This window comes from Methanomethylovorans sp. PtaU1.Bin093 (genome assembly GCF_002067275.1).
Classification (GTDB): Archaea; Halobacteriota; Methanosarcinia; order Methanosarcinales; family Methanosarcinaceae; genus Methanomethylovorans.
On sequence record NZ_MVQX01000035.1, the window covers coordinates 63,720 to 82,634 of the forward strand.

The following is an 18,915-nucleotide window of genomic DNA, read 5'->3' on the forward strand; positions in this document are numbered from 1 at the left end:
AATACTTTGTGGCCTGGAAGGAATTAATCAACTGGAGATGTAATATCGTGAAAGTAGTGGCATTTAATGGCAGTCCCAGAAAAGAAGGCAATACTGCAACGCTCATAAAGTATGTCTTTGAAGAACTGGAAAAAGAGGGAATAGAAACCGAGCTTGTACACATTGGGGGTAAAAAGACAATTGGATGCACAGCATGCATGAAATGTTATCAGAATAAAGATAGGAGATGTGTTTTCAATGATGATTTTGTGAATGAATGCATTGTGAAAATGATAGATGCAGATGGAATTATCCTGGCTTCCCCCACATACTTCACAGATATAACGACGGAAATGAAGGCTCTTATAGACAGAGCTGGTTTTGTATCAAAAGCCAATGGGGACCTGTTCAGACGCAAGGTAGGTGCAGCTGTCGTAGCAGTGCGCAGGGCTGGTTCACTCCACGCTTTCACCACCATGAACAATTTCTTTACCATCAGTCAGATGATCATACCAGGTTCCATGTACTGGAACATAGGTGTGGGCGGCGCCCCGGGAGATGTGCAAAAAGACGAGGAAGGTATCCGTACAATGCAAACCCTGGGACAGAACATGGCATGGCTGATGAAAAAACTCTATAGTTGAACTATAGTAAGAATAGAGGAGATATAATGGCACTTGATGAGGCAGCACTGAAGAAGTTCGGGTTCATCCCGCGTGAACCAAAGGATGCGATCAATATTGATCCCCTGCAGACCGCAGGTAAGCTAACTGAAGAAGCCAGGCGTGCTCTGCTGGAATGGGGCGATGGTTATTCTGTGTGCGACTTCTGCGGAGGTGTGCTGGACCTGATCAAGAAGCCACCTATAGAGGAATTTGTGCATGGGGCACTTCCAGAATTCCTGAATATAGATGCCGTGAGGATCACACATGGTGCAAGGGAAGCAAAGTTTGCGGTAATGCACTCCATTGCACAGGAAGGGGACCATGTGGTGATGGACGAGGTTGCACATTATTCCTCTGTTGTTGCCGCCCAGCGGGCCCGGCTCAACATAAAAAAAGTGCCTCATAGCGGCAGCCCGGAATATATGACAGATGTGGAAGGGTATGCTACAGCTATTGAAGAAGTGATAAAGGAAACAGGTAAAGCACCGGCATTGGCTCTGGTCACTTATCCGGATGGTAATTATGGGAACATCACCGATGTGCAGCATGTATCAAAGATCTGTCACGACTACGATGTGCCACTGCTGCTGAATGGCGCATACGCTGTGGGCAGGATGCCTGTGGACGCAAAAAAGCTGGGTGCTGACTTTGTGGCAGGCAGTGGCCATAAATCTATGGCTGCATCGGGCCCCATAGGACTGCTGGGTGTCAGTGAGGAATATTCCGACATCGTGTTCAGGAAATCACCTACCAACAAGAACAAGGAAATAGAGCTATTGGGATGCACGGCCAGAGGTGCTACCATTATGACAATGATCGCCTCATTCCCTCATGTAGTAGAGCGGGTGAACAACTGGGACCAGGAAGTGCAGAATGCACGTTGGTTCTCCGGTAAACTTGAAGAAATGGGGATCATCCAGAAAGGACAAAAGCCACACAACCATGATCTCATGTTCTTCGAAGCGCCTGTGTTCTATGAGATATCACAGAAGGCAAAGAAGGGAAGGTATTTCCTGTACAGGGAACTCAAAGAACGTAATATACATGGCATCAAATCCGGGCTTACTAAATACTTCAAACTGAGCACGTTCCAGGTAGGCAGGAAGAACCTGCAATATGTTCTGGATTCTTTCCAGAATATCATTGAGAAGTATGAAAACGAGCAATAAGAGAAAATCATGACCTTTACTTCTTATATTGGTCAATATAATTTAGATAATATTATAAACATATAAGTATAATGTTATATGTGCCAAGTGCATACCAATGGTTAGAGATTCAATTATCCGGCCTTCCAGAGAGAAGTTCAATAAAGTAAAAAAGAGATTCGCTCACGAGCAGCTTAACAGAACCATATTGCTCTTTCTTATAGTGATGCTTCCGATCATAGCTATTGATCTGGCAGGACGTCAGGAGATAATCCCAATACCTGATGCAATAGTAAAGATACTGGAATGGATAATTGTAATTTTGGTTTCCTTCGGAGGGGCCACACTGTTCATACGACTGACCATTAACTTAATTGCGGGTAAGTTCGAAGGTATCGGACAACCTGAAGAGAGGATCCTGTTTAGCAAGCTATATATCTTACTGGTGTATGTGCTGGCTACAGTGATCGTTTTCTTGCACATAGGCATTGGTATACAGAACGTAGCCCTATTTTTAGGTCTGACAGCCACCGGTTTTGCCTTTGCTATCCGGGACGTCGTGCTTTCCTATATAATATGGTTTATACTGCTGACAAAGAAACCTTTCAAGATCGGTGATTACATAAATGTGGCCGGCGAGGAGGGACAGGTCAAGCACATCGGCATGTTCTATGTTTTAATAGATCCATCGCCTGATACGTATGCAGACTATACAAAGGTACCTAACAAGGTCTTCCTCGAAAAGCCTATCCATAACTATGGGAGTTACAAATTCTTATCAACATTCGACCTATACCTGAAAAGTGTGCCAACAGATATGATCGACAGGCTTGAGAGGATACGTGATAAGGGTAGTACTCTTAAAGGTGCAGATGCAACCTTTTATCTCAACAGTGACAGCGATGGGGTTAAGATCACTGTGGAGTTCAAAACAGCCTATGAGGACAGGAATATCTTGAGAGACCGCCTGATGACCATGATGCTGCAGGAATTGGGCGAAAATGCATGAAACAATGTCAGCTGCCTCACCAAAAACTCTATAATCAAAGAAGTAATATGAATTATGCTATTTTCATAATGCGGCTGTGGTTTAGTGGCTATGACCTGGGCTTCCCAAGCCTAGAACCCGGGTTCGAATCCCGGCAGCCGCATAATATCAAAAGAAAAATGTGAGATATAGTTTCATTTTTTCTTAGATCTTTCCGGTATTTTCTGGTCAGGGGTGACCCCGTAGAATTTAGTCCTCGCTTTACCCCAGATACACCCATTATTACCAAAGATCTTCAGTTCCAGGTTCTGTATAGATCTGCATATGCCGTTACCTGCTCTTGCTCCTTTGCACACGATGCAGTACTTTTCACAGAACACTGGTGGTTTTCCCTTCTCTGCCATTTGTTACCTCCTATAAATGAAAATGAACATCTATAGAGAATAGGAGAAATCTGTTTATAATAGATGCGTCTGTCATGACTGAACCAAACTATGGTATTTTATCAGATGTGAAGATTATTAGATCAAGTAATACATATAATTACACATGAAAATACTTAGCTATGTACTAATGTACTCCCTACTTCTTCTTTCAATATTCAATACCGGGTGTACAGATATTATTGATGGAGAGAGTTCAAACCAGAATCTTGAGAATACTCCTGAGTTGAATCTTACGATCGTACCCGAAAAGACCGATTTAGAGGAAGGAGAAACATCCTATATTCACCTTACATTAACAAATATCGGAAACTATAGTTTGAATGTATGGAAAATGGAGCCACAGATAAGTTACGATATTTCTTTCAGATCCTTAGCAGATAATAGTTCTGCCAATTATATATGCCCGGTTATATCAAGACCTGCACTGACAAATGAATTTGTTGCAGAACTCAAAACAGGAGAATCACTAAACTCAACATTCAATTCCAACTGCTGGGTTCTGAATCCTGGTGAATACATGCTCAGTGCCGTTTATCACACTGCTGGAGGTGAAAGAATCTCAAAACCTTACTGGAGAGGAGAAGTCAGATCAAATGAAGTATTGATTGAAGTGCAGGATACCAAAAACAATATAACAACACCTTCATTGATAGATCCACCACAGATGAGAAGTTAGAAGCTTTTTGATCTCTTGTTTAGTAGTGGCATCTTTTAATTTAGATGTAATAATGAATAGAAGTAGGTCGATGAATGATGAAACACGATAAATACCAAGATGAAGACAAAAAGAGAACAAATAAATCTGTGATAAAGTCCATTATAAAGCCGATGCTCATATTCATTGCAGTTCATACTATAGTACTACTGCTGCTGATATGGTTATCTCAAAAATATTATGTACCCGCAGAAATGTGATTTCATTACAGATAAGAAAACAGATATAATTTTCATTCCATATCCCTCATGGAAACATTACGAAGTCTGGTGACACCGCCGATCTCGTCTATAACCTCCGCCACAGCAGTAGGGACAAGCTGGCGCCAGTCATCGCCTTCGATCATCTTTTTGCGGATCTCTGTCCCAGAGTAGCCTTTTCTGTTAAACATCGGAGGCTGCCTTACATTCATATCCGCTTCCCTGAAAAGCTGGATAACAAGAGGATTGTTGGAGTAAACTACGCCAAAAGGAGGAGACATGGAAATGATGTGAGACACCCATACTGCGTTGCGCTGCAGGTCTTCAATGGGTATTGCATAATGTTTCACATCCGCATCTTCCAGAGCATGCCGTATCATCATAACCCTTTCACCTGCAGTAAAGGGGTTCTCAGGGTCATGACTTTTCTGGGCACTGCCTATGCCTATTACCAGCTCATCTACTTCCTTTGCAATGGTACAGATGGTGGAATAATGCCCAAGATGGAATGGTTGGAAGCGTCCTATATAGAACGCTCTTCTCATGTGCATAAATGACAACCGTTAACGTATGCCACATTCGTCGAATGAGAATTTCTCACAGACTTCAAGATAATGGCCAGAGTTGTTATCATGTTTCATTTTTGCAAGCTTCTTCACAAGATCCAATCCTGGAGGTGCGGGATTCTCCATGATCTCCAGCGTATCCTTTACCTTGTCGAAGTACTTCCGCCCTGCTTCTGTGCGTATGAACACACAGTTCCAGCCGTCCGGAGTGCCTACCGATCCTACGGATATATCTGCGAACACAGATGTGTAATCACAGCAATGATGACAGGGGTTCCTTGCATAAGGTGCAACTTCAGCTATCTTGACACTGTGCTCCTGACCATCCTTAGTATAGTTCCAGAACTTACCTTTTCCGAAATCCATCTTCACAACGTCTTCGACGTTAAGCTTCATGATCTCAGGAACGATCTTCTCCCTCATAGTTTCGTGGTAGAAACTTTCCATGCACAATAGACCCACTATAAGGACGATCTTATCATTGACGTTCTCAGAGATCAGACGGGCTCCATGAACCTGGCAGGGAACACCTACAACGGCTATGCGATCATATTTCTCAAAAGGCTCCTTAAGTGCTGCCAAGACAGAATCATAAGTATACTTGGTACCTGTGGTCTTATCCACGTCCTCGGGTTTTGTCATGAGGACAAGTTCTGTTTCCCACACTCCATTTCTGGAAATACCAACAACACAGTCGATCTCTCCTTTCCTGAGCAGCTCTTTAAGTATGTGGGAAGTCACACCTCCATCCTGACCGACAATCGCGCTCTTTGCACCAAAGAAGGACTTCACATTGGCAAATTCGTCGTCGTAATATCCATCTATCACAGGACAGACCCTTCCACATGTGAAACAGCCTTCGCACACATTAAGGGTTGCACCTTTCTCATACAACTCAAGGTTGTCGGGATCACGTACTTCTGCCCGCTTGTTTACAACAATAGCACCGGCAGGGCATGCAGATGCGCATGCCCCACAAGCAGTGCAGACGTCATATTCAATGACCTCTAAGATCTTTGGATGAACCATCCTCCAGATCCTCCCAATTATCCAATTATTTCCTTACCAATGAGCTTTATTGCCTTCTCCTTGTCAGGACCTATCGGAGAGCCTGCAACGATCTGTGTAACGCCTATGTCCAGGAGTTCATTGATCCTTGCCTTGCAGTCTTCAGGTGTACCGCTTATGGAGAACGCATCCATCATCTCTTTGGTGACCATGCCGCCCATCAGGGCACCGAAGTCGCCTTTTGCAATAGCTCCGCCGATAGCTGCCTTTGAAGCTACGTCAATACCATGACGCTGCAGGACCATGTCAGGGGAACCAGCAACAATAAAAGCAACTACGACCTTTGCAGCGTTCACTGCTTTTGCTGCATCCTTGTCAATGGAGAAACATGCATAAGCTGCAACATCAACATCCTTGGGGTTGCGGCCAGCCTTCTTTGCGCCTGCTGCTATCTGCTTAACTGCCTCTTCGAAGTCTCTTGGGTGAGAAGCATTGATCAGTACCCCGTCAGCAACCTCACCGGCAAGTTCCAGCATCTTGGGACCCTGTGCACCCATGTAGATAGGTATGTTACCGGCCTTGAATGCCATCTTTGCACCGCCGAACTTAACAACTTCACCGCTCATGGTCACTTTCTTGCCTTCAAAGAAAGAACGCAGTGCCTGAATGCTTTCTTTTGTTGTTGTCAGAGGTTTCTCCCACTCGATACCCATTGCATCGAACGTTGCTTTGTCTCCTGGACCTAGGCCGATGATAGCACGTCCGCCTGAGATCTCATTGATAGAGGCTATGCTTGATGCAGTTACTGCTATGTTCCTTGTGTAGGGGTTGGTGACACCCGTACCGAGCTTTATACGGTTGGTGTTCATTGCCAGCACGGTAAGAGTGGAGTATACATCACGGTTGTTGTAGTGATCTGTGATCCATACATTATCAAATCCCTGCTCTTCAGCGAGCTTAGCATAGTGTGCGATCTTAAGGACCGGGTCGCTTGGTACGAATTCTATTCCGAATGTCATTTCAATCCTCCTCTGATAGAGTGTTGCTAATCAGGTAACTGTACCTATTTATATGTTTGTTGGTTTAATCATTCGCTTTGTACCTGCAGCTATGCATTCACCGAAGATACATATCATCTGGCATCATCAGTTACAATTGAACAGATGTTTTCCCGAATATTAACCAACACAGATATATCAATTGACATAAAGAATATTGTTCAATTCACCAGGGGGTGAGATGGGGAGAACCATTTTTCTGGGGAAACAATGTGATGATCCCAACAACCGGATGGATTAGTATGCTTTTGTCTTGAACGAGAAAAGAAAAGAGTGATACTCATGAAATGCTACGAATGTGCCAAAACTGGAAAAGAAGCAGACACAGTTGCTGCTTGTATAATATGTGGAAGAGGGATTTGCAAGGACCATCTCGTCAGGGAAGAGACACCTATATGGGAAGGAGAATACAGCATCAAGTTGAGATGTGGTATGGGAGTGGAATGTAAACTTGATGACATAAACCGCTGGAAAAAAGTGCTCTGTATACCCTGCCACAAAGCTCTGAAGGAGAACTACTAGGTGATATGATGATGAAATGCTATGATTGCATGGAGAACGGGAAGGATTCCAACGCAGTATGCGTCTGTATCACTTGCGGCAAGGGCCTGTGTATGGACCATACAAAGGAACTGGAACTACCGGTTACCGTAGGAACACCTCCTGACCTTAAGAGGTTGCCAAATAGCCTGCCAAGACTTGTATGCAACTATTGCATCAACCAGATAATAGAAGACGGATTTGATTGATCGGACTATGCAGGAGGATAGAAAATGACCAGACACAACGATATGTTAGAGGATAAAGAACTTATAAGATCGATGTCCGAAAAACTCGGATTTACCCCGCAGATACTGGAAACTCTCGGCGAGCTGGAACCTGAGTTCCTGACGAAGTACAACAGGTGTAATCGCAGATTATTGCAAGATGGTGCGCTACCTGCTAAAGTCAAGATACTTATGGCACTTGCCGTAGTAGCGTCCAAACAATGCGAAAAGTGTGTGATCTCCCAGATGAAGAGTGCACTGGAGAATGGTGCTACCAAGGAAGAAATAATGGAAACAATGGATGTGATATCCATCACTTCCGGTGCACCTGCCGTTGCAGCATGCAGGGATGCGTTGAAATTGCTCAAATGAACCTTCCCGGAAGGTCATCTCGCAGATGACCTTCCATCGGGATACACTGACAGATCACGCTTATTATACCACATTGTTCATATATTGTTGAGGGGGTACGCCACATTAGAGCCTTGAGAGCCATATATCTTACAATATTAGTGATCACCTCACTATTCACAATAACGTGCAATGTGTTTGCAGCCACACCCACTGCACATGGTGAATTGTCCTCTGATATGTTCACTGATAGTAAGAAATGTGCACAGTGTCATGCCATTACCCATGATCAGTGGGAAGGCACCATGCATTACAACGCTTATGAGGATCCTTTCTATCAGAAGGAGGTTCTGGCTGCAAGCAATGATACACAGGGTATAGTGGATGAATTCTGCTCCCGGTGTCATACTCCCATAGGGGTCGTATCAGGTGAGATACCGCCAATAGACGGGTCAGATCTCAGTGCCATTGCAAGAGAGGGAGTACAGTGTGATCTCTGCCATGTAATATCCGGCAGCAACGGCACAGGCAATGCGCCTTTTGTTGTCAGTCCGGGGAATATCAAATGGGGACCCTTTGATGATTCAAGGGCTGCATACCATGAATCAGAATATCTGGAATTGTACACGAGATCAGAGTACTGCGGCATGTGTCATGATGTGACACATCCCCTTAACGGTCTTGTCGTCGATGATACGTACACTGTGTGGAAGGAAGGACCCTATGCCGAAGAAGGGGTTGTGTGTCAGGACTGCCACATGACCTCGGGCATAACCAAATTTGAGGCTAATCCCGGAAGAGCAGGGTCCGGTGCCCAAAAAAGAGAACATATCTCCACCCATGCAATAGTAGGTGGCAATGCATTTATAACCGAAATCCTTGGAGAAGAGAGATATGGAGAAATGGCTGTGGAGCGGCTTGAAAAGACCGCAACCCTTTCCATTGATGCCCCGCAGATAGGCCAGAGAGGAGATAACGTCAGCCTGAACATATCCATCACCAATTCAGGAGCCGGGCACAAGATACCCACAGGAGTTTCTGAGATCAGGCAGATATGGCTGGCCGTAAGCGTTAAGGACGGCAGCGGTAAACAGGTATACAATACCGGAGAAGTTTATGATAATGGAACTATCAGGTACACAAAGATGTATAATACTGTTCTTGGTGATGCGCAGGGACAGCCGACCCTCAGTTTCTGGCTTGCCCAGTCCATACTTGAAGACAACAGAATACCTCCCAGAGGAACAGTTTCAGAGAAGTACACGTTCAGAATACCTGATGATGTGACATATCCGCTTGCAGTGGAAGCAACACTTAAGTACCGCTCCGCACCACAGGACCTTATTGACCATCTCTTCGGAGAAGATGTGTATGAGGTACCTGTCATCAGTATGACAGAAATATCTACGAACATCTACGAAACTGAGGAAGCTGCAGCGGATGCAGCAACACCTGCAACCCCGGGAGTAGGGGCCCTGGGCTCTGTAACTATCCTGCTGTGCGCAGCATACTATTACATGGAAAGACGGGAAACATGATCGGGATTCATACCAGGCTGTGATCAAAGCCTCAAAATATATAAACAGGAGATAAGAAAAATGCCAGCAAAAGTAGATCCGAACGTATGTGAAGGAATAGGAGCATGTAAGGAATCTTGCCCAGAGGATGTCTTTGAAATGAAAGACGACGGACAGGGACTAAAATCTGTGGTCGTCCATCCGGACAACTGTATAGAATGCGGATTATGCGTAGATGCATGCCCTATGGGTGCAATAACCCTCGAGTAAACCCAAATGGGAAGATAACAATGGAGTGTCTTGATGACGGGTGATATGACTATCAGATTGCTTGGCATCTCAGGAAGCCCCAGGAAGAAAGCCACGGACCATATCGTGAACGAGGCCCTGAGATATGCACAGGAGAAATTTGATGTTGAAACTGATTATTTCTCTGCCAGTGGAAAAGACCTTAAGTTCTGCATCCACTGCGACTATTGTGTGCGCAAGCAACAGGGATGTATCCACAAGGACGATATAGTGCCACTATATGAAAAAATGCTGTGGGCTGATGCCTGGATCATTGGCACTCCCGTGTATCAGGGTACATTAAGTGCACAGACGAAGACTATAATGGACAGATGCCGGGCAGTTGTGGCACGTGACCCAAAAGCCTTCAAGAACAAAGTGGGTGCTGCTACTGCAGTGGGAGGCGACAGGATAGGCGGACAGGAACCTGCAATCCAGAGCATATTGAACTTTTATGTGATCAGCGAGATGCTGCCCATTGCCGGAGGTTCCTTTGGTTCAAATCTCGGAGGAACTTTCTGGTCCCAGGACAGGGGAGCGGAGGGGGTCGCTGAGGATACCGAGGGTATAAGAAGCCTGCATCGCACGGTAAATAAACTGATCAGGGCCGCCCAATTGATCAAAAAGGCTCAGCAGGAAGGGATGCCTTGAAGTTTGAAGAAAGAACAATAGACATCATAAAAAGGACACATGATGTAAAAAGCTTCAGGTTCAAACGGCCTGAAGGCTTTGATTATAAACCCGGCCAATACATACTTGTAAGTCTGGAAGTGGAAGGGAAATCGATCACAAAGGCATTCAGCCTTTCCAGCAGCCCCACCGAGAAAGACCATATAGAGTTCACTAAAAAACTTACCGGTCATCCGTTCTCAAACGTGCTTGACAATATGAAGACAGGGGATAGCGCTGTCATTAGCGGGCCTTTCGGTAAGATGACCTTCGAAGGAGAGTATGCAAAAGTGGCATTGCTGAGCGGGGGGATAGGTATCACTCCCATGATCAGTATTTGCAGATACTGTACTGACCTGCACCTTGATGCCGACATTATGCTCATATATAGTAATAAGACCGAGAACGACCTTGCCTTCAGGGAAGAACTTGACGAGATGATGCACAACAATAGCAATTTAAAAGTAGTGTACACCCTGACCCGTGCATCAGAAAGCTGGACAGGTTGCCGGGAACGTATATGTGAGAACATGGTGGTCCGGGAGATACCAGATTACAGAGAAAGACATTTTCTGATATGCGGCCCACCTGAAATGGTCAGGTCCATGGAAGAAATGCTGACAGCAATGAAGATCCAAAAGGACATGGTCAAGAAGGAAGCATTGGCAGGATACTGAGACGTGGAGAGATCATATGAAAAGGATAGCATGGGGGATAACAGGTTCAGGAGACCTTATAAGAGAAACGTGTGACATAATGCTGGACATCAAAAAAAGAGCAGATATAGAGCTAATGACCTTCCTGTCCAAAGAGGGAGAGGTTGTCCTGAAATGGTATAAGATGTGGGATGACTTTAAGACAAACTTCCCGGACCTGAAGACCGAAGGAGGGCCTAATTCACCATTCATTGCGGGACCTTTGCAACTAGGACATTATGATATGCTGATAATAGCACCCACAACTGCCAACACTGTGGCAAAGATAGTGTATGGTATTGCAGACACGCTTGTAACAAATGCCGTATCCCAGACTGCAAAAGGTGATACTCCGATCTATATCCTGCCGGTGGACAGAAAGAAGGGAACTGTAACCACTTACTCGCCCAAGGGTAAGGAGATAAAGCTCAAAATGAGAAACATAGACATAGAGAACACTGAAAAGCTGTCCCGCATGGAGAATATCACAATACTTGACAGTCCTGAGGACATATATAGAATAATTGGTATTTCCAAAGAATAAGGTTTCACATAAAAGTGAACCCTTCATTTATATAGGGTTCACATATTGCGTTTTTCGGAACCAGCGTGTGCAGAACGCAGAATACAGAATATGCTGCTATGATGCTGTCCAGAGCATCACCATCAGCGTTCTGCAGAGCCTTGTCCCGTATATCTTCGGGCAGATCCAATGCCTTTCTTTCAAGGTGTTCCAGAATGTGTTCTCTGGAAACTTTTTCCTTTGTTCCTTTCCCTTTATAGGGAATATACAATCCTTCTTTTTTCAGTGCAGAGGCGGGACATATTTCCATAACCCAAGGAACATCTGCCCGCAGAGACTGCATGGGCAATATGCTGGCAGCATCTGAGATCACAAGTGGTCTTATAATGTCCCTTATACCAAAATATGTCTGTCTGTACAATCTTAGGTTATAAACACAAAAGGGGGCTTTTACCTCTTTGTACGTTGCTCTTTTGAGCTCCACGTTCCCTGAAAGTCCACGGTTTCTATCTCTGAACTCATCTTCACTGGTATAGAGTTCCGGGAAATGCCGGACGAACTCGTTCCAACCGAGCCCCTGCATGAGCGGTAGAGGAATTCCAAAGGGAAAATCCATGCCAAAAATAGAACTTTTACTGGAGCATATAAGGCCAAGCAAAAAACGAAGACAATGTTCCCTGCCCAGTTCAGCCGAACTGATCTCGCTGAGAGGATAACATTCCACAATACCTAATCTGTTCCCGGACACTTTAGCGTGGCTGATCCAGATCTTATAACAGGCGGACTTGGCACCGCTGAAATCCACACCAAAGATATCTCGCTGGCCGGATGCCAGGGACATGTGTTCAGTTGTCCCTGGTGCCTGCAATGAACTCAAGGGTCATGTTGTAGGCCTCATCGTCGGTGAACTGTCTGGGAGGATGTTTCATGAAATAAGCAGATGGGGAATAAAGTATACCACCAATGCCTCTGTCCAGCGCAAGCCTGCAGCACCTTATGGCATCAATGACAACACCTGCAGAGTTGGGAGAGTCTTCCACTGACAGGCGCAACTCGATGTTCATAGGCACATCACCGAAAAGCTTGCCTTCCATCCTGAGGAAACATACTTTGTTGTCGTTCTGCCATGGTACATAATCACTTGGACCCACATGGATATTATCATCGTCCAAACGCTTGCCTACAACGGACTGCACGGCTTCGGTCTTGGACTCTTTCTTAGAGGCAAGCCTGCTGCGATTGAGCATGTTAAGGAAGTCAGTGTTACCCCCGGTGTTCAACTGATATGTCCTTTCAAGTTTTACGCCCCTCTTGCGGAAAAGGTCAACAAGGGTGCGATGGGTGATGGTAGCACCAAGCTGGGCTTTGATATCATCCCCTATTATGGGAATACCCTTCTCAGCGAAACGTGCAGCCCAATCAGGGTTGCTTGCGATGAAAACAGGCATGTTGTTAACAAAGGCCACACCTGCCTCAAGAGCACATTCAGCATAGAACTGGGTGGCCTGTTCGGATCCCACTGGCATGTAATTTAAAAGTATCTCAGCCCCGGAGTCTTTCAATTCCTTAATTACCTGCTCTTTTTCAGATTCAGGCGCTTTTGAAACAATGAACTTACGAGAATCATCATAATCTGCCATGTGCTCTGAAACCCCGTCCAGCACCTTCCCCATCTTAACGATGACACCTGTTCTTGGAACACTACAACAGAACACAGTAGTACAGTTGGGCAGGGCAAAGATCGCTTCTGATATGTCCTTTCCAACTTTCCTCACATCTACGTCAAAGGCAGCTACCACTTCTATATCAAAGGGCTTATAACCACCCAGATCCCAGTGCATCAGCCCTATGGCATCCTTTGGAGATCTATCTTTATAGTACTCAACACCCTGAATGAGCGAACTGGCACAGTTACCAATTCCGGCAATAGCTATCTTTATTTTGCCCATTAGATTACCTCATGATCAAAAGAATTGAAGAATATGAAACCACATGATAAATTTAAACTTCATAATGGAGACGGGGTAATAAAAAGGTTTCTAAATACAAATATTCACTGACCTGCCTTTTCAGCAATGGAACTGGCATATATGAAATGTTGCATATATGTTCGAAAGTTATATAATTTTACAGGTTGTAGTCAGAAAGTGTGGGGATTTGCAAATTGGTCTTCAGCCATACATACACATCCATATAGACAATAGCAGATGGAGATGACTAATGATGAAAGACGTATTACAGGAAATTTCTGAGCAACTTGACCAATTGGATACATTGGAAGAGGCCATTGATGTAGCCATCAAGCTTGAAGAAGACGGTAAGGCATACTACCTTAAAAGATCAGAATCAATGCCTAACCCGGCTGCCCGCGAGATGTATGCATTCCTTGCCGGGGAAGAGGAAAAGCACGCTGAGATGCTGAGAAAGTTCAAGAACGGAGACAAGAAAGCTGCGCATGTAGAACACCATTTCCCGGACTTTACTCCTTCTCTTACACAGGAGTTCTCTGACAAGAAGCTCGAAGAGATAGGCATCCTGCTTGCCGCCCTGCGCTTTGAGTACAAGAGCGAGTATTTTTATACGGAACTTGGAAGAAGGGCAACAGAGCCTGAACAAAAAGAGTTCTTTGACAGGATAGCTGCAGCGGAAAGAGGACATTACAGGCTTATAGATGAAATGCTGCAGGCTGCTACAGAGTTCAGGATGCAGACATAAAGGAGAGATGTAAGTGGGAAATGATATGCAAACTGTGCAGATATCCGAAGGTGTTTACTGGGTAGGTGTTGTGGACTGGAACCTGCGGGATTTCCATGGATACGAGACACCAAAGGGTGGAACCTACAACGCGTACCTGATAATAGACGAGAAGATCACACTTATCGACACTGTAAAAGCACCTTTCTTCGAAGAGATGCTGGGCAGGATATCCCAGATAGTGGATCCTTCGAAGATAGACTATATCGTGTCCAACCATGTAGAGATGGACCATTCCAGCTCCCTGCCTGCAATGATGGAAGCAGCTCCAAAGGCAAAGCTATTTTGTTCTGCTAAAGGCAAAAAAGGGCTTTTCGAACATTACCGTGAGATGGGATTCGAGAAATGGGACATACAGACAGTTAAGACCGGGGATGAGATCAGCATCGGAAAAAGGACCATGCAGTTCATTGAGGTCGTGATGCTGCACTGGCCTGACAGCATGCACACATATCTCAAGGAAGACAGGATACTCTTCTCTAACGATGCATTCGGACAGCACGTAGCGACCTCGGAAAGGTTCGAGGACCAGGTAGAAGGCGTTATGGAGGACGCCGAGATATATTACGCCAACATCCTCATGCCTTTTGGCAAACAGGTGCTTGGTTATGCTGAGAAGGTAAAGCAGATGGGGCTCAAGTTCGATATGATAGCCCCTGCGCATGGAGTGATATGGAGAAAGGAACCTGAAAGGATAATCGAATCCTATGTCAAATGGGCCAATGCTGAGGCAAAACCACAGGTGCTCATAGTGTACGACACTATGTGGAACAGCACTGAGATAATGGCAAAGGAGATCCTGGAAGGTGTACAATCCGCCGGAGTGGATGTGAAACTCAGGAACCTGCGTAAGAACGACTGGAGCAGGATAATAAAGGAACTTATGGATGCATCGGTAGTTGCTATAGGCTCCCCTACGCTGAACAATGGTATGTTCTTCACCGTTGCAGGGTTCCTGAGCTACATGAAAGGGCTCCGGCCAAAGGGCAAGAAGTTCTTCGTCTTCGGCTCTTATGGCTGGGGTGGCGGCGCAGTGAAAGGAGTTGAAAAAGAGCTCACAGAATCAGGTTTTGAGATCGTGGAACCTGGATTCCAGGTTAACTTCAAGCCTTTTGAAGAAGACCGCGCCAAATGCAGGGAGATCGGGAGCCGGCTTGCTTCCCTTGCAAAGGAATAAATCATAGTACATAAGAATAGTCTTGGAACAAAGGAGTGTTAATCGTGCAATTCAATACCCCGCTTGAAGAGGAGTTTTTTGAAAAGTCTAAGAAAAATGCGATCCAATCCGGATACAGGCTGAACCCCGACTATGATGTGGTAGTTACGGCGGTGAAGGGCATATCCAACAATAAGAAGCAATATGGAGAATGGTACTGCTTCTGTCAGAAAAGGACGGGGGATAAAGATGCTGACAAGAAGATCATCTGCCCCTGTGCAGCCAGGAACCGTGATATAGAGATGCGTGGGTCCTGCAAATGTGGCCTGTATATTAAATAAGTACACTTTAAAGTACGCTTTATGATATCCCTTTCAAAGGGATACATGATCTTTTTTTGATCGATCTTTTTGGCAAGAGTTTTGTATCTGATCTAGGGATACATGCTGTGACCGGGAATTAACAACAGTCAGCAAATAAATAAATTAAGGATCTGTCATATTCATTTAACAGGAGAATGGCATGAGAACCGAGGAAGCCCTTTTGGAACTGGAAAGCTCCCCGCAGGGGCTATCGAACGAAGAAGCCAAGAAAAGGCTTGTAAGGTACGGGCCTAACCAGCTTGAGGAAAAGAACAAGGTCACCCCATGGAAGGTTTTGGTGCGGCAGCTAGCAAATGTAATAGTGTGGGTGCTGGCTGCTGCTGCCGTAATATCGCTGATGGCCCACGAGGTAATCAATTTCTGGGCTATAATCGGTATCATCCTGTTTGTAATACTTATGGGATTCCTGCAGGAATACAGGGCAGAAAAGGCCATGGAGGCCTTAAAGAAATTCGTGCAGCCGGTAACACGAGTGCACAGGGAAGGAACACTGAAGGAGATACCTTCCAGTGAGGTTGTTCCCGGGGATATACTGGTGCTTGAAAGCGGGGATATGATACCAGCAGATGCTCTCGTGATGGAGATGGTAGGGCTTCGGATAGAAGAGGCGGCACTGACAGGGGAGAGCGTGCCTGTGAACAAAGAAAAGGATGAGATGATCTTTGCAGGCACCCAGATAGTACACGGTAAATGCAGCGCCCTTGTGGTCGCCACGGGCATGGGAACCAAGCTTGGGGAAATTGCCGGACTGGTACAGCAGGAGGAGGAAACAACCCCACTGCAGCAGAAGATAGCGAAGCTTGCCCGTACACTGGCCATCATAGCCCTGATAGCTTCTCTGGTCACTTTGGTCACGGGCGTATCAAAGGGAGCTCCCGTGGCAGAGATGCTCTTGATCGCCATTGCGCTGGCTGTGGCGGCAGTGCCTGAAGGTTTACCGCTTACCATGACCATAACCCTTGCCAACGGCATGCGCCACATGGCTAAGCATAATGCCATTATAAGGAAGATGCTGGGTGTGGAAACACTGGGTTCTACCACTGTGATCTGCACTGATAAGACCGGTACCCTTACCCGCAACGAGATGATCGTGAGGAGGATCATCCTTCCAGGCAGGGAACTGGATGTTACCGGAACGGGATATGAGCCTATAGGCGAACTGCTTGATGATAAGACCCCGGTTGACGTTGAGCAAGACAAAGGACTGGAACTGTTGCTCACAGCCGGTGCCCTGTGCAACAATGCGTCACTGGAAGAATTGGACAACGAATGGAAAGGTGTAGGAGACCCTACGGAGATCGCCCTCTTGGTAGCTGCAGCTAAAGCAGGGATATGGAAGGGAGAACTGGACGATGAACTTCCAAGGTTGCAGGAGGTCATCTTCACATCTGAAAGGAAGATGATGAGCACACTGCACGATACGCAGGAGCAGGAGATGGCCTTTACAAAAGGTGCTCCGGAAATGGTGCTTGACAGGTGTACGCGCATATATGGTCCTTACGGAGTACGGGACCTTACGGAGCAGGATAGAGAGGAGATGCTGGAGAAGAACCGTGAGCTTGCGCAGAGAACATATCGTGTGCTTGCCCTGGCGTACAGACCGCTTGACATTAGGAGCGAGGAGCTTGAGAGAGATATGACCTTCCTCGGACTGGTGGCTATGCTGGACCCACCGCGGGAGGAGGCAAAGAGTGCCATTGAGACCTGTCATGCAGCAGGGATCAAGGTTGTCATGATCACAGGAGATAATCAGGAGACTGCAAAGGCCATTGCCAGGGACATCGGGCTATCCGATGGCACTGTGTGCCTGGACAATATCACTGATGAGAAAATAAGGGACATTGTGGCTGACGGAGCTATCACCGGCACTGAACTGGACGAGCTGGACGATGAAGAGTTCAGGAGCGTGGTGGAAGGGATAAATATCTATGCAAGGGCAAGGCCGGAACAGAAGCTCAGGATCATCAGAGCGCTGCAGGACAAGGGACATGTGGTGGCTATGACAGGCGATGGGGTCAATGATGCGCCTGCCCTGCGTAAAGCCGATATCGGCATTTCCATGGGTGTCAAGGGCACGGATGTGGCGCGTGAGGCCAGTGTGATGGTGCTGCAGGACGATAATTTCGCCACTATCGTGGAAGCTGTGAAGATGGGCAGGGGTATCTATGCCAATATAGAGAAGTTCACCACGTACCTGGTATCCCGCAATTTTACGGAGATGATGCTCATCCTCATTGCAATAACCCTCCTGGGTTTCAACTACATACCCTTGCTGGCCCTGCAGATCCTGTTCATCAACATGTTCAATGAGGTCGTGCCTGCTATATCTCTGGGTATGGACCCGGTGAGAGATAGCATCATGCACAAGAAACCCCGTGACCCGAAGGAAGAGATCCTAAGCAGGCGGAACCTGACCCTGGTGATCAGTATAGCACTTACCATGAGCATCGTATCCTTCCTGGTGTTCCTGGCAGCTGACCCTTTCACTGATGTGCAGAAGGCAAGGACGCTCACTTTCGTGACCATAGTCAGCATGGCACTGTTCGTACCCAACGCCTTCAGATCCCTTGATGAGCCTGCCATAAGGATGGGACTGTTCTCCAACAGACTGATGCTGACAGGAATGCTCATTACCTTGCTGCTGATCCTGTCCGTGGTGTACATACCGCTGTTCCAGCTGGTATTCGAACTGACACCCTTAAGCCCTGAGGAATGGGTGATGCCTATAGGAGCTGCTTTCCTCACACTGCTCATAGCTGAGGGCATAAAGCTAGTTTCAAGGGGCCGTAAAGAGGATGCAGGCATAATGGACCGGTGCGGACCTTAAGAAATAGCAAATAAAAGAATGCACGGGGTCCGTGAGGACCTGTGCATCGGCATGTTCATGCCACTTAGCAAGGAACTTTGACATCCAGGTGGATACCGTAGAAGTTAAACTTATCAACAATGACCGTAGTGCTGCTACCGGAGATCGTGCCCTTGTATGTGGTGAACTTACCTGGGGCAGGGTTCTGTGCAGGTGGTACAGCTGTGTAGCCC

22 protein-coding genes and 1 tRNA gene are annotated in these 18,915 nt (G+C 46.2%); 17 read left to right on the forward strand and 6 right to left on the reverse strand.

The features are described 5' to 3' along the window. The first annotated feature begins 47 nt into the window (after window positions 1–47). The 4 genes from A4E24_RS03775 to A4E24_RS03790 all read left to right on the forward strand — a co-directional run bounded on the left by A4E24_RS03775 (window position 48) and on the right by A4E24_RS03790 (window position 2,943). Window positions 48–623 (forward strand): flavodoxin family protein, encoded by a 576-nt coding sequence (locus tag A4E24_RS03775; RefSeq protein WP_292351800.1) that lies wholly within the window; start codon window positions 48–50, stop codon window positions 621–623. 26 nt (window positions 624–649) lie between these two features. Then, on the forward strand, window positions 650–1,813 hold the full coding sequence (gene pscS, locus A4E24_RS03780; protein ID WP_292351802.1) for an O-phospho-L-seryl-tRNA:Cys-tRNA synthase: 1,164 nt from the start codon (window positions 650–652) through the stop codon (window positions 1,811–1,813). A 97-nt stretch (window positions 1,814–1,910) separates the two neighbouring features. Beyond that, window positions 1,911–2,801 (forward strand): mechanosensitive ion channel domain-containing protein, encoded by an 891-nt coding sequence (locus tag A4E24_RS03785; RefSeq protein WP_292351803.1) that lies wholly within the window; start codon window positions 1,911–1,913, stop codon window positions 2,799–2,801. A gap of 70 nt (window positions 2,802–2,871) precedes the next feature. Then, a tRNA-Gly gene (locus tag A4E24_RS03790) sits at window positions 2,872–2,943 on the forward strand. Window positions 2,944–2,974: 31 nt separating this feature from the next. Here A4E24_RS03790 and A4E24_RS03795 read toward each other — a convergent pair. Continuing rightward, window positions 2,975–3,184 carry a hypothetical protein gene (locus A4E24_RS03795; protein ID WP_292351805.1) on the reverse strand — a complete coding sequence of 70 codons (210 nt, stop codon included), beginning with the start codon at window positions 3,182–3,184 and terminating at the stop codon, window positions 2,975–2,977. A 145-nt stretch (window positions 3,185–3,329) separates the two neighbouring features. Between A4E24_RS03795 and A4E24_RS03800 the strand changes: the two genes are divergently transcribed. Then, window positions 3,330–3,902 (forward strand): hypothetical protein, encoded by a 573-nt coding sequence (locus tag A4E24_RS03800; protein ID WP_292351806.1) that lies wholly within the window; start codon window positions 3,330–3,332, stop codon window positions 3,900–3,902. A 271-nt stretch (window positions 3,903–4,173) separates the two neighbouring features. Here A4E24_RS03800 and A4E24_RS03805 read toward each other — a convergent pair whose 3' ends face one another. From A4E24_RS03805 to mer, 3 genes are read right to left on the reverse strand one after another with little or no spacing between them, the layout of a single operon-like run. Beyond that, window positions 4,174–4,692 carry a nicotinamide-nucleotide adenylyltransferase gene (locus A4E24_RS03805; protein WP_292351808.1) on the reverse strand — a complete coding sequence of 173 codons (519 nt, stop codon included), beginning with the start codon at window positions 4,690–4,692 and terminating at the stop codon, window positions 4,174–4,176. Window positions 4,693–4,704: 12 nt separating this feature from the next. Then, complete coding sequence (gene fpoF / locus A4E24_RS03810; RefSeq protein ID WP_292351810.1) at window positions 4,705–5,736, reverse strand: F420H2 dehydrogenase subunit FpoF; 1,032 nt, start codon at window positions 5,734–5,736, stop codon at window positions 4,705–4,707. A gap of 17 nt (window positions 5,737–5,753) precedes the next feature. Next, window positions 5,754–6,734: a 5,10-methylenetetrahydromethanopterin reductase gene (gene mer, locus A4E24_RS03815; RefSeq protein ID WP_292351811.1), complete on the reverse strand. Its 981-nt coding sequence runs from the start codon at window positions 6,732–6,734 to the stop codon at window positions 5,754–5,756. A gap of 321 nt (window positions 6,735–7,055) precedes the next feature. Here mer and A4E24_RS03820 point away from each other — a divergent pair, with 321 nt between their 5' ends. From A4E24_RS03820 to afpA, 8 genes are all read left to right on the forward strand, one after another. After that, on the forward strand, window positions 7,056–7,295 hold the full coding sequence (locus tag A4E24_RS03820) for a DUF2180 family protein (RefSeq protein ID WP_292351813.1): 240 nt from the start codon (window positions 7,056–7,058) through the stop codon (window positions 7,293–7,295). An 8-nt stretch (window positions 7,296–7,303) separates the two neighbouring features. Then, window positions 7,304–7,522, forward strand: a complete 219-nt coding sequence (locus A4E24_RS03825) for a DUF2180 family protein (protein WP_292351848.1) — start codon at window positions 7,304–7,306, stop codon at window positions 7,520–7,522. A gap of 24 nt (window positions 7,523–7,546) precedes the next feature. Further along, a complete protein-coding gene (locus A4E24_RS03830; protein WP_292351814.1) occupies window positions 7,547–7,912 on the forward strand; it encodes a carboxymuconolactone decarboxylase family protein in 366 nt (121 codons plus the stop codon). A gap of 140 nt (window positions 7,913–8,052) precedes the next feature. After that, a complete protein-coding gene (locus A4E24_RS03835) occupies window positions 8,053–9,429 on the forward strand; it encodes a multiheme c-type cytochrome (RefSeq protein WP_292351816.1) in 1,377 nt (458 codons plus the stop codon). Between the two features lie 60 nt (window positions 9,430–9,489). Continuing rightward, a complete protein-coding gene (locus tag A4E24_RS03840; RefSeq protein ID WP_292351818.1) occupies window positions 9,490–9,678 on the forward strand; it encodes a ferredoxin family protein in 189 nt (62 codons plus the stop codon). A 33-nt stretch (window positions 9,679–9,711) separates the two neighbouring features. Beyond that, window positions 9,712–10,347: a flavodoxin family protein gene (locus A4E24_RS03845; protein ID WP_292351819.1), complete on the forward strand. Its 636-nt coding sequence runs from the start codon at window positions 9,712–9,714 to the stop codon at window positions 10,345–10,347. After that, window positions 10,344–11,042 (forward strand): ferredoxin--NADP reductase, encoded by a 699-nt coding sequence (locus A4E24_RS03850; protein WP_292351820.1) that lies wholly within the window; start codon window positions 10,344–10,346, stop codon window positions 11,040–11,042. Before A4E24_RS03845 ends, A4E24_RS03850 begins: the two co-directional genes overlap by 4 nt. Window positions 11,043–11,058: 16 nt before the next feature. After that, window positions 11,059–11,604, forward strand: a complete 546-nt coding sequence (afpA, locus tag A4E24_RS03855; protein WP_292351822.1) for an archaeoflavoprotein AfpA — start codon at window positions 11,059–11,061, stop codon at window positions 11,602–11,604. Between the two features lie 4 nt (window positions 11,605–11,608). Here afpA and A4E24_RS03860 read toward each other — a convergent pair whose 3' ends face one another. Further along, window positions 11,609–12,460 (reverse strand): hypothetical protein, encoded by an 852-nt coding sequence (locus A4E24_RS03860; RefSeq protein ID WP_292351824.1) that lies wholly within the window; start codon window positions 12,458–12,460, stop codon window positions 11,609–11,611. Beyond that, window positions 12,429–13,532, reverse strand: coding sequence for an inositol-3-phosphate synthase (locus tag A4E24_RS03865; RefSeq protein WP_292351827.1), 1,104 nt, complete (start codon window positions 13,530–13,532; stop codon window positions 12,429–12,431). The genes A4E24_RS03860 and A4E24_RS03865 overlap by 32 nt, the downstream gene beginning before the upstream one ends. Window positions 13,533–13,803: 271 nt before the next feature. On the opposite strand from A4E24_RS03865, the gene A4E24_RS03870 reads away from it, so the two are divergent. The 4 genes from A4E24_RS03870 to A4E24_RS03885 all read left to right on the forward strand — a co-directional run bounded on the left by A4E24_RS03870 (window position 13,804) and on the right by A4E24_RS03885 (window position 18,703). Beyond that, entirely contained in the window at window positions 13,804–14,298 is a 495-nt protein-coding gene (locus A4E24_RS03870) for a ferritin family protein (protein WP_292351829.1), read from the forward strand. A gap of 13 nt (window positions 14,299–14,311) precedes the next feature. After that, window positions 14,312–15,514, forward strand: coding sequence for an FprA family A-type flavoprotein (locus A4E24_RS03875; RefSeq protein ID WP_292351831.1), 1,203 nt, complete (start codon window positions 14,312–14,314; stop codon window positions 15,512–15,514). Between the two features lie 44 nt (window positions 15,515–15,558). Next, window positions 15,559–15,834, forward strand: a complete 276-nt coding sequence (locus A4E24_RS03880; protein ID WP_292351833.1) for a ferredoxin-thioredoxin reductase catalytic domain-containing protein — start codon at window positions 15,559–15,561, stop codon at window positions 15,832–15,834. Window positions 15,835–16,015: 181 nt separating this feature from the next. After that, entirely contained in the window at window positions 16,016–18,703 is a 2,688-nt protein-coding gene (locus A4E24_RS03885) for a cation-transporting P-type ATPase (RefSeq protein WP_292351835.1), read from the forward strand. Window positions 18,704–18,915: the final 212 nt, after the last annotated feature.

Bases quoted from the DNA above. Each gene is read 5' to 3' on its own strand.
- A4E24_RS03825 (WP_292351848.1), top strand. From the start codon at position 7,304: ATGATGAAATGCTATGATTGCATGGAGAACGGGAAGGATTCCAACGCA.
- A4E24_RS03795 (WP_292351805.1), bottom strand. From the start codon at position 3,184: ATGGCAGAGAAGGGAAAACCACCAGTGTTCTGTGAAAAGTACTGCATC.
- A4E24_RS03830 (WP_292351814.1), top strand. From the start codon at position 7,547: ATGACCAGACACAACGATATGTTAGAGGATAAAGAACTTATAAGATCG.
- A4E24_RS03865 (WP_292351827.1), bottom strand. From the start codon at position 13,532: ATGGGCAAAATAAAGATAGCTATTGCCGGAATTGGTAACTGTGCCAGT.
- A4E24_RS03805 (WP_292351808.1), bottom strand. From the start codon at position 4,692: ATGCACATGAGAAGAGCGTTCTATATAGGACGCTTCCAACCATTCCAT.
- A4E24_RS03845 (WP_292351819.1), top strand. From the start codon at position 9,712: ATGACGGGTGATATGACTATCAGATTGCTTGGCATCTCAGGAAGCCCC.
- A4E24_RS03800 (WP_292351806.1), top strand. From the start codon at position 3,330: ATGAAAATACTTAGCTATGTACTAATGTACTCCCTACTTCTTCTTTCA.
- A4E24_RS03870 (WP_292351829.1), top strand. From the start codon at position 13,804: ATGATGAAAGACGTATTACAGGAAATTTCTGAGCAACTTGACCAATTG.
- mer (WP_292351811.1), bottom strand. From the start codon at position 6,734: ATGACATTCGGAATAGAATTCGTACCAAGCGACCCGGTCCTTAAGATC.
- A4E24_RS03820 (WP_292351813.1), top strand. From the start codon at position 7,056: ATGAAATGCTACGAATGTGCCAAAACTGGAAAAGAAGCAGACACAGTT.
- afpA (WP_292351822.1), top strand. From the start codon at position 11,059: ATGAAAAGGATAGCATGGGGGATAACAGGTTCAGGAGACCTTATAAGA.
- A4E24_RS03840 (WP_292351818.1), top strand. From the start codon at position 9,490: ATGCCAGCAAAAGTAGATCCGAACGTATGTGAAGGAATAGGAGCATGT.
- fpoF (WP_292351810.1), bottom strand. From the start codon at position 5,736: ATGGTTCATCCAAAGATCTTAGAGGTCATTGAATATGACGTCTGCACT.
- A4E24_RS03885 (WP_292351835.1), top strand. From the start codon at position 16,016: ATGAGAACCGAGGAAGCCCTTTTGGAACTGGAAAGCTCCCCGCAGGGG.
- pscS (WP_292351802.1), top strand. From the start codon at position 650: ATGGCACTTGATGAGGCAGCACTGAAGAAGTTCGGGTTCATCCCGCGT.
- A4E24_RS03785 (WP_292351803.1), top strand. From the start codon at position 1,911: ATGGTTAGAGATTCAATTATCCGGCCTTCCAGAGAGAAGTTCAATAAA.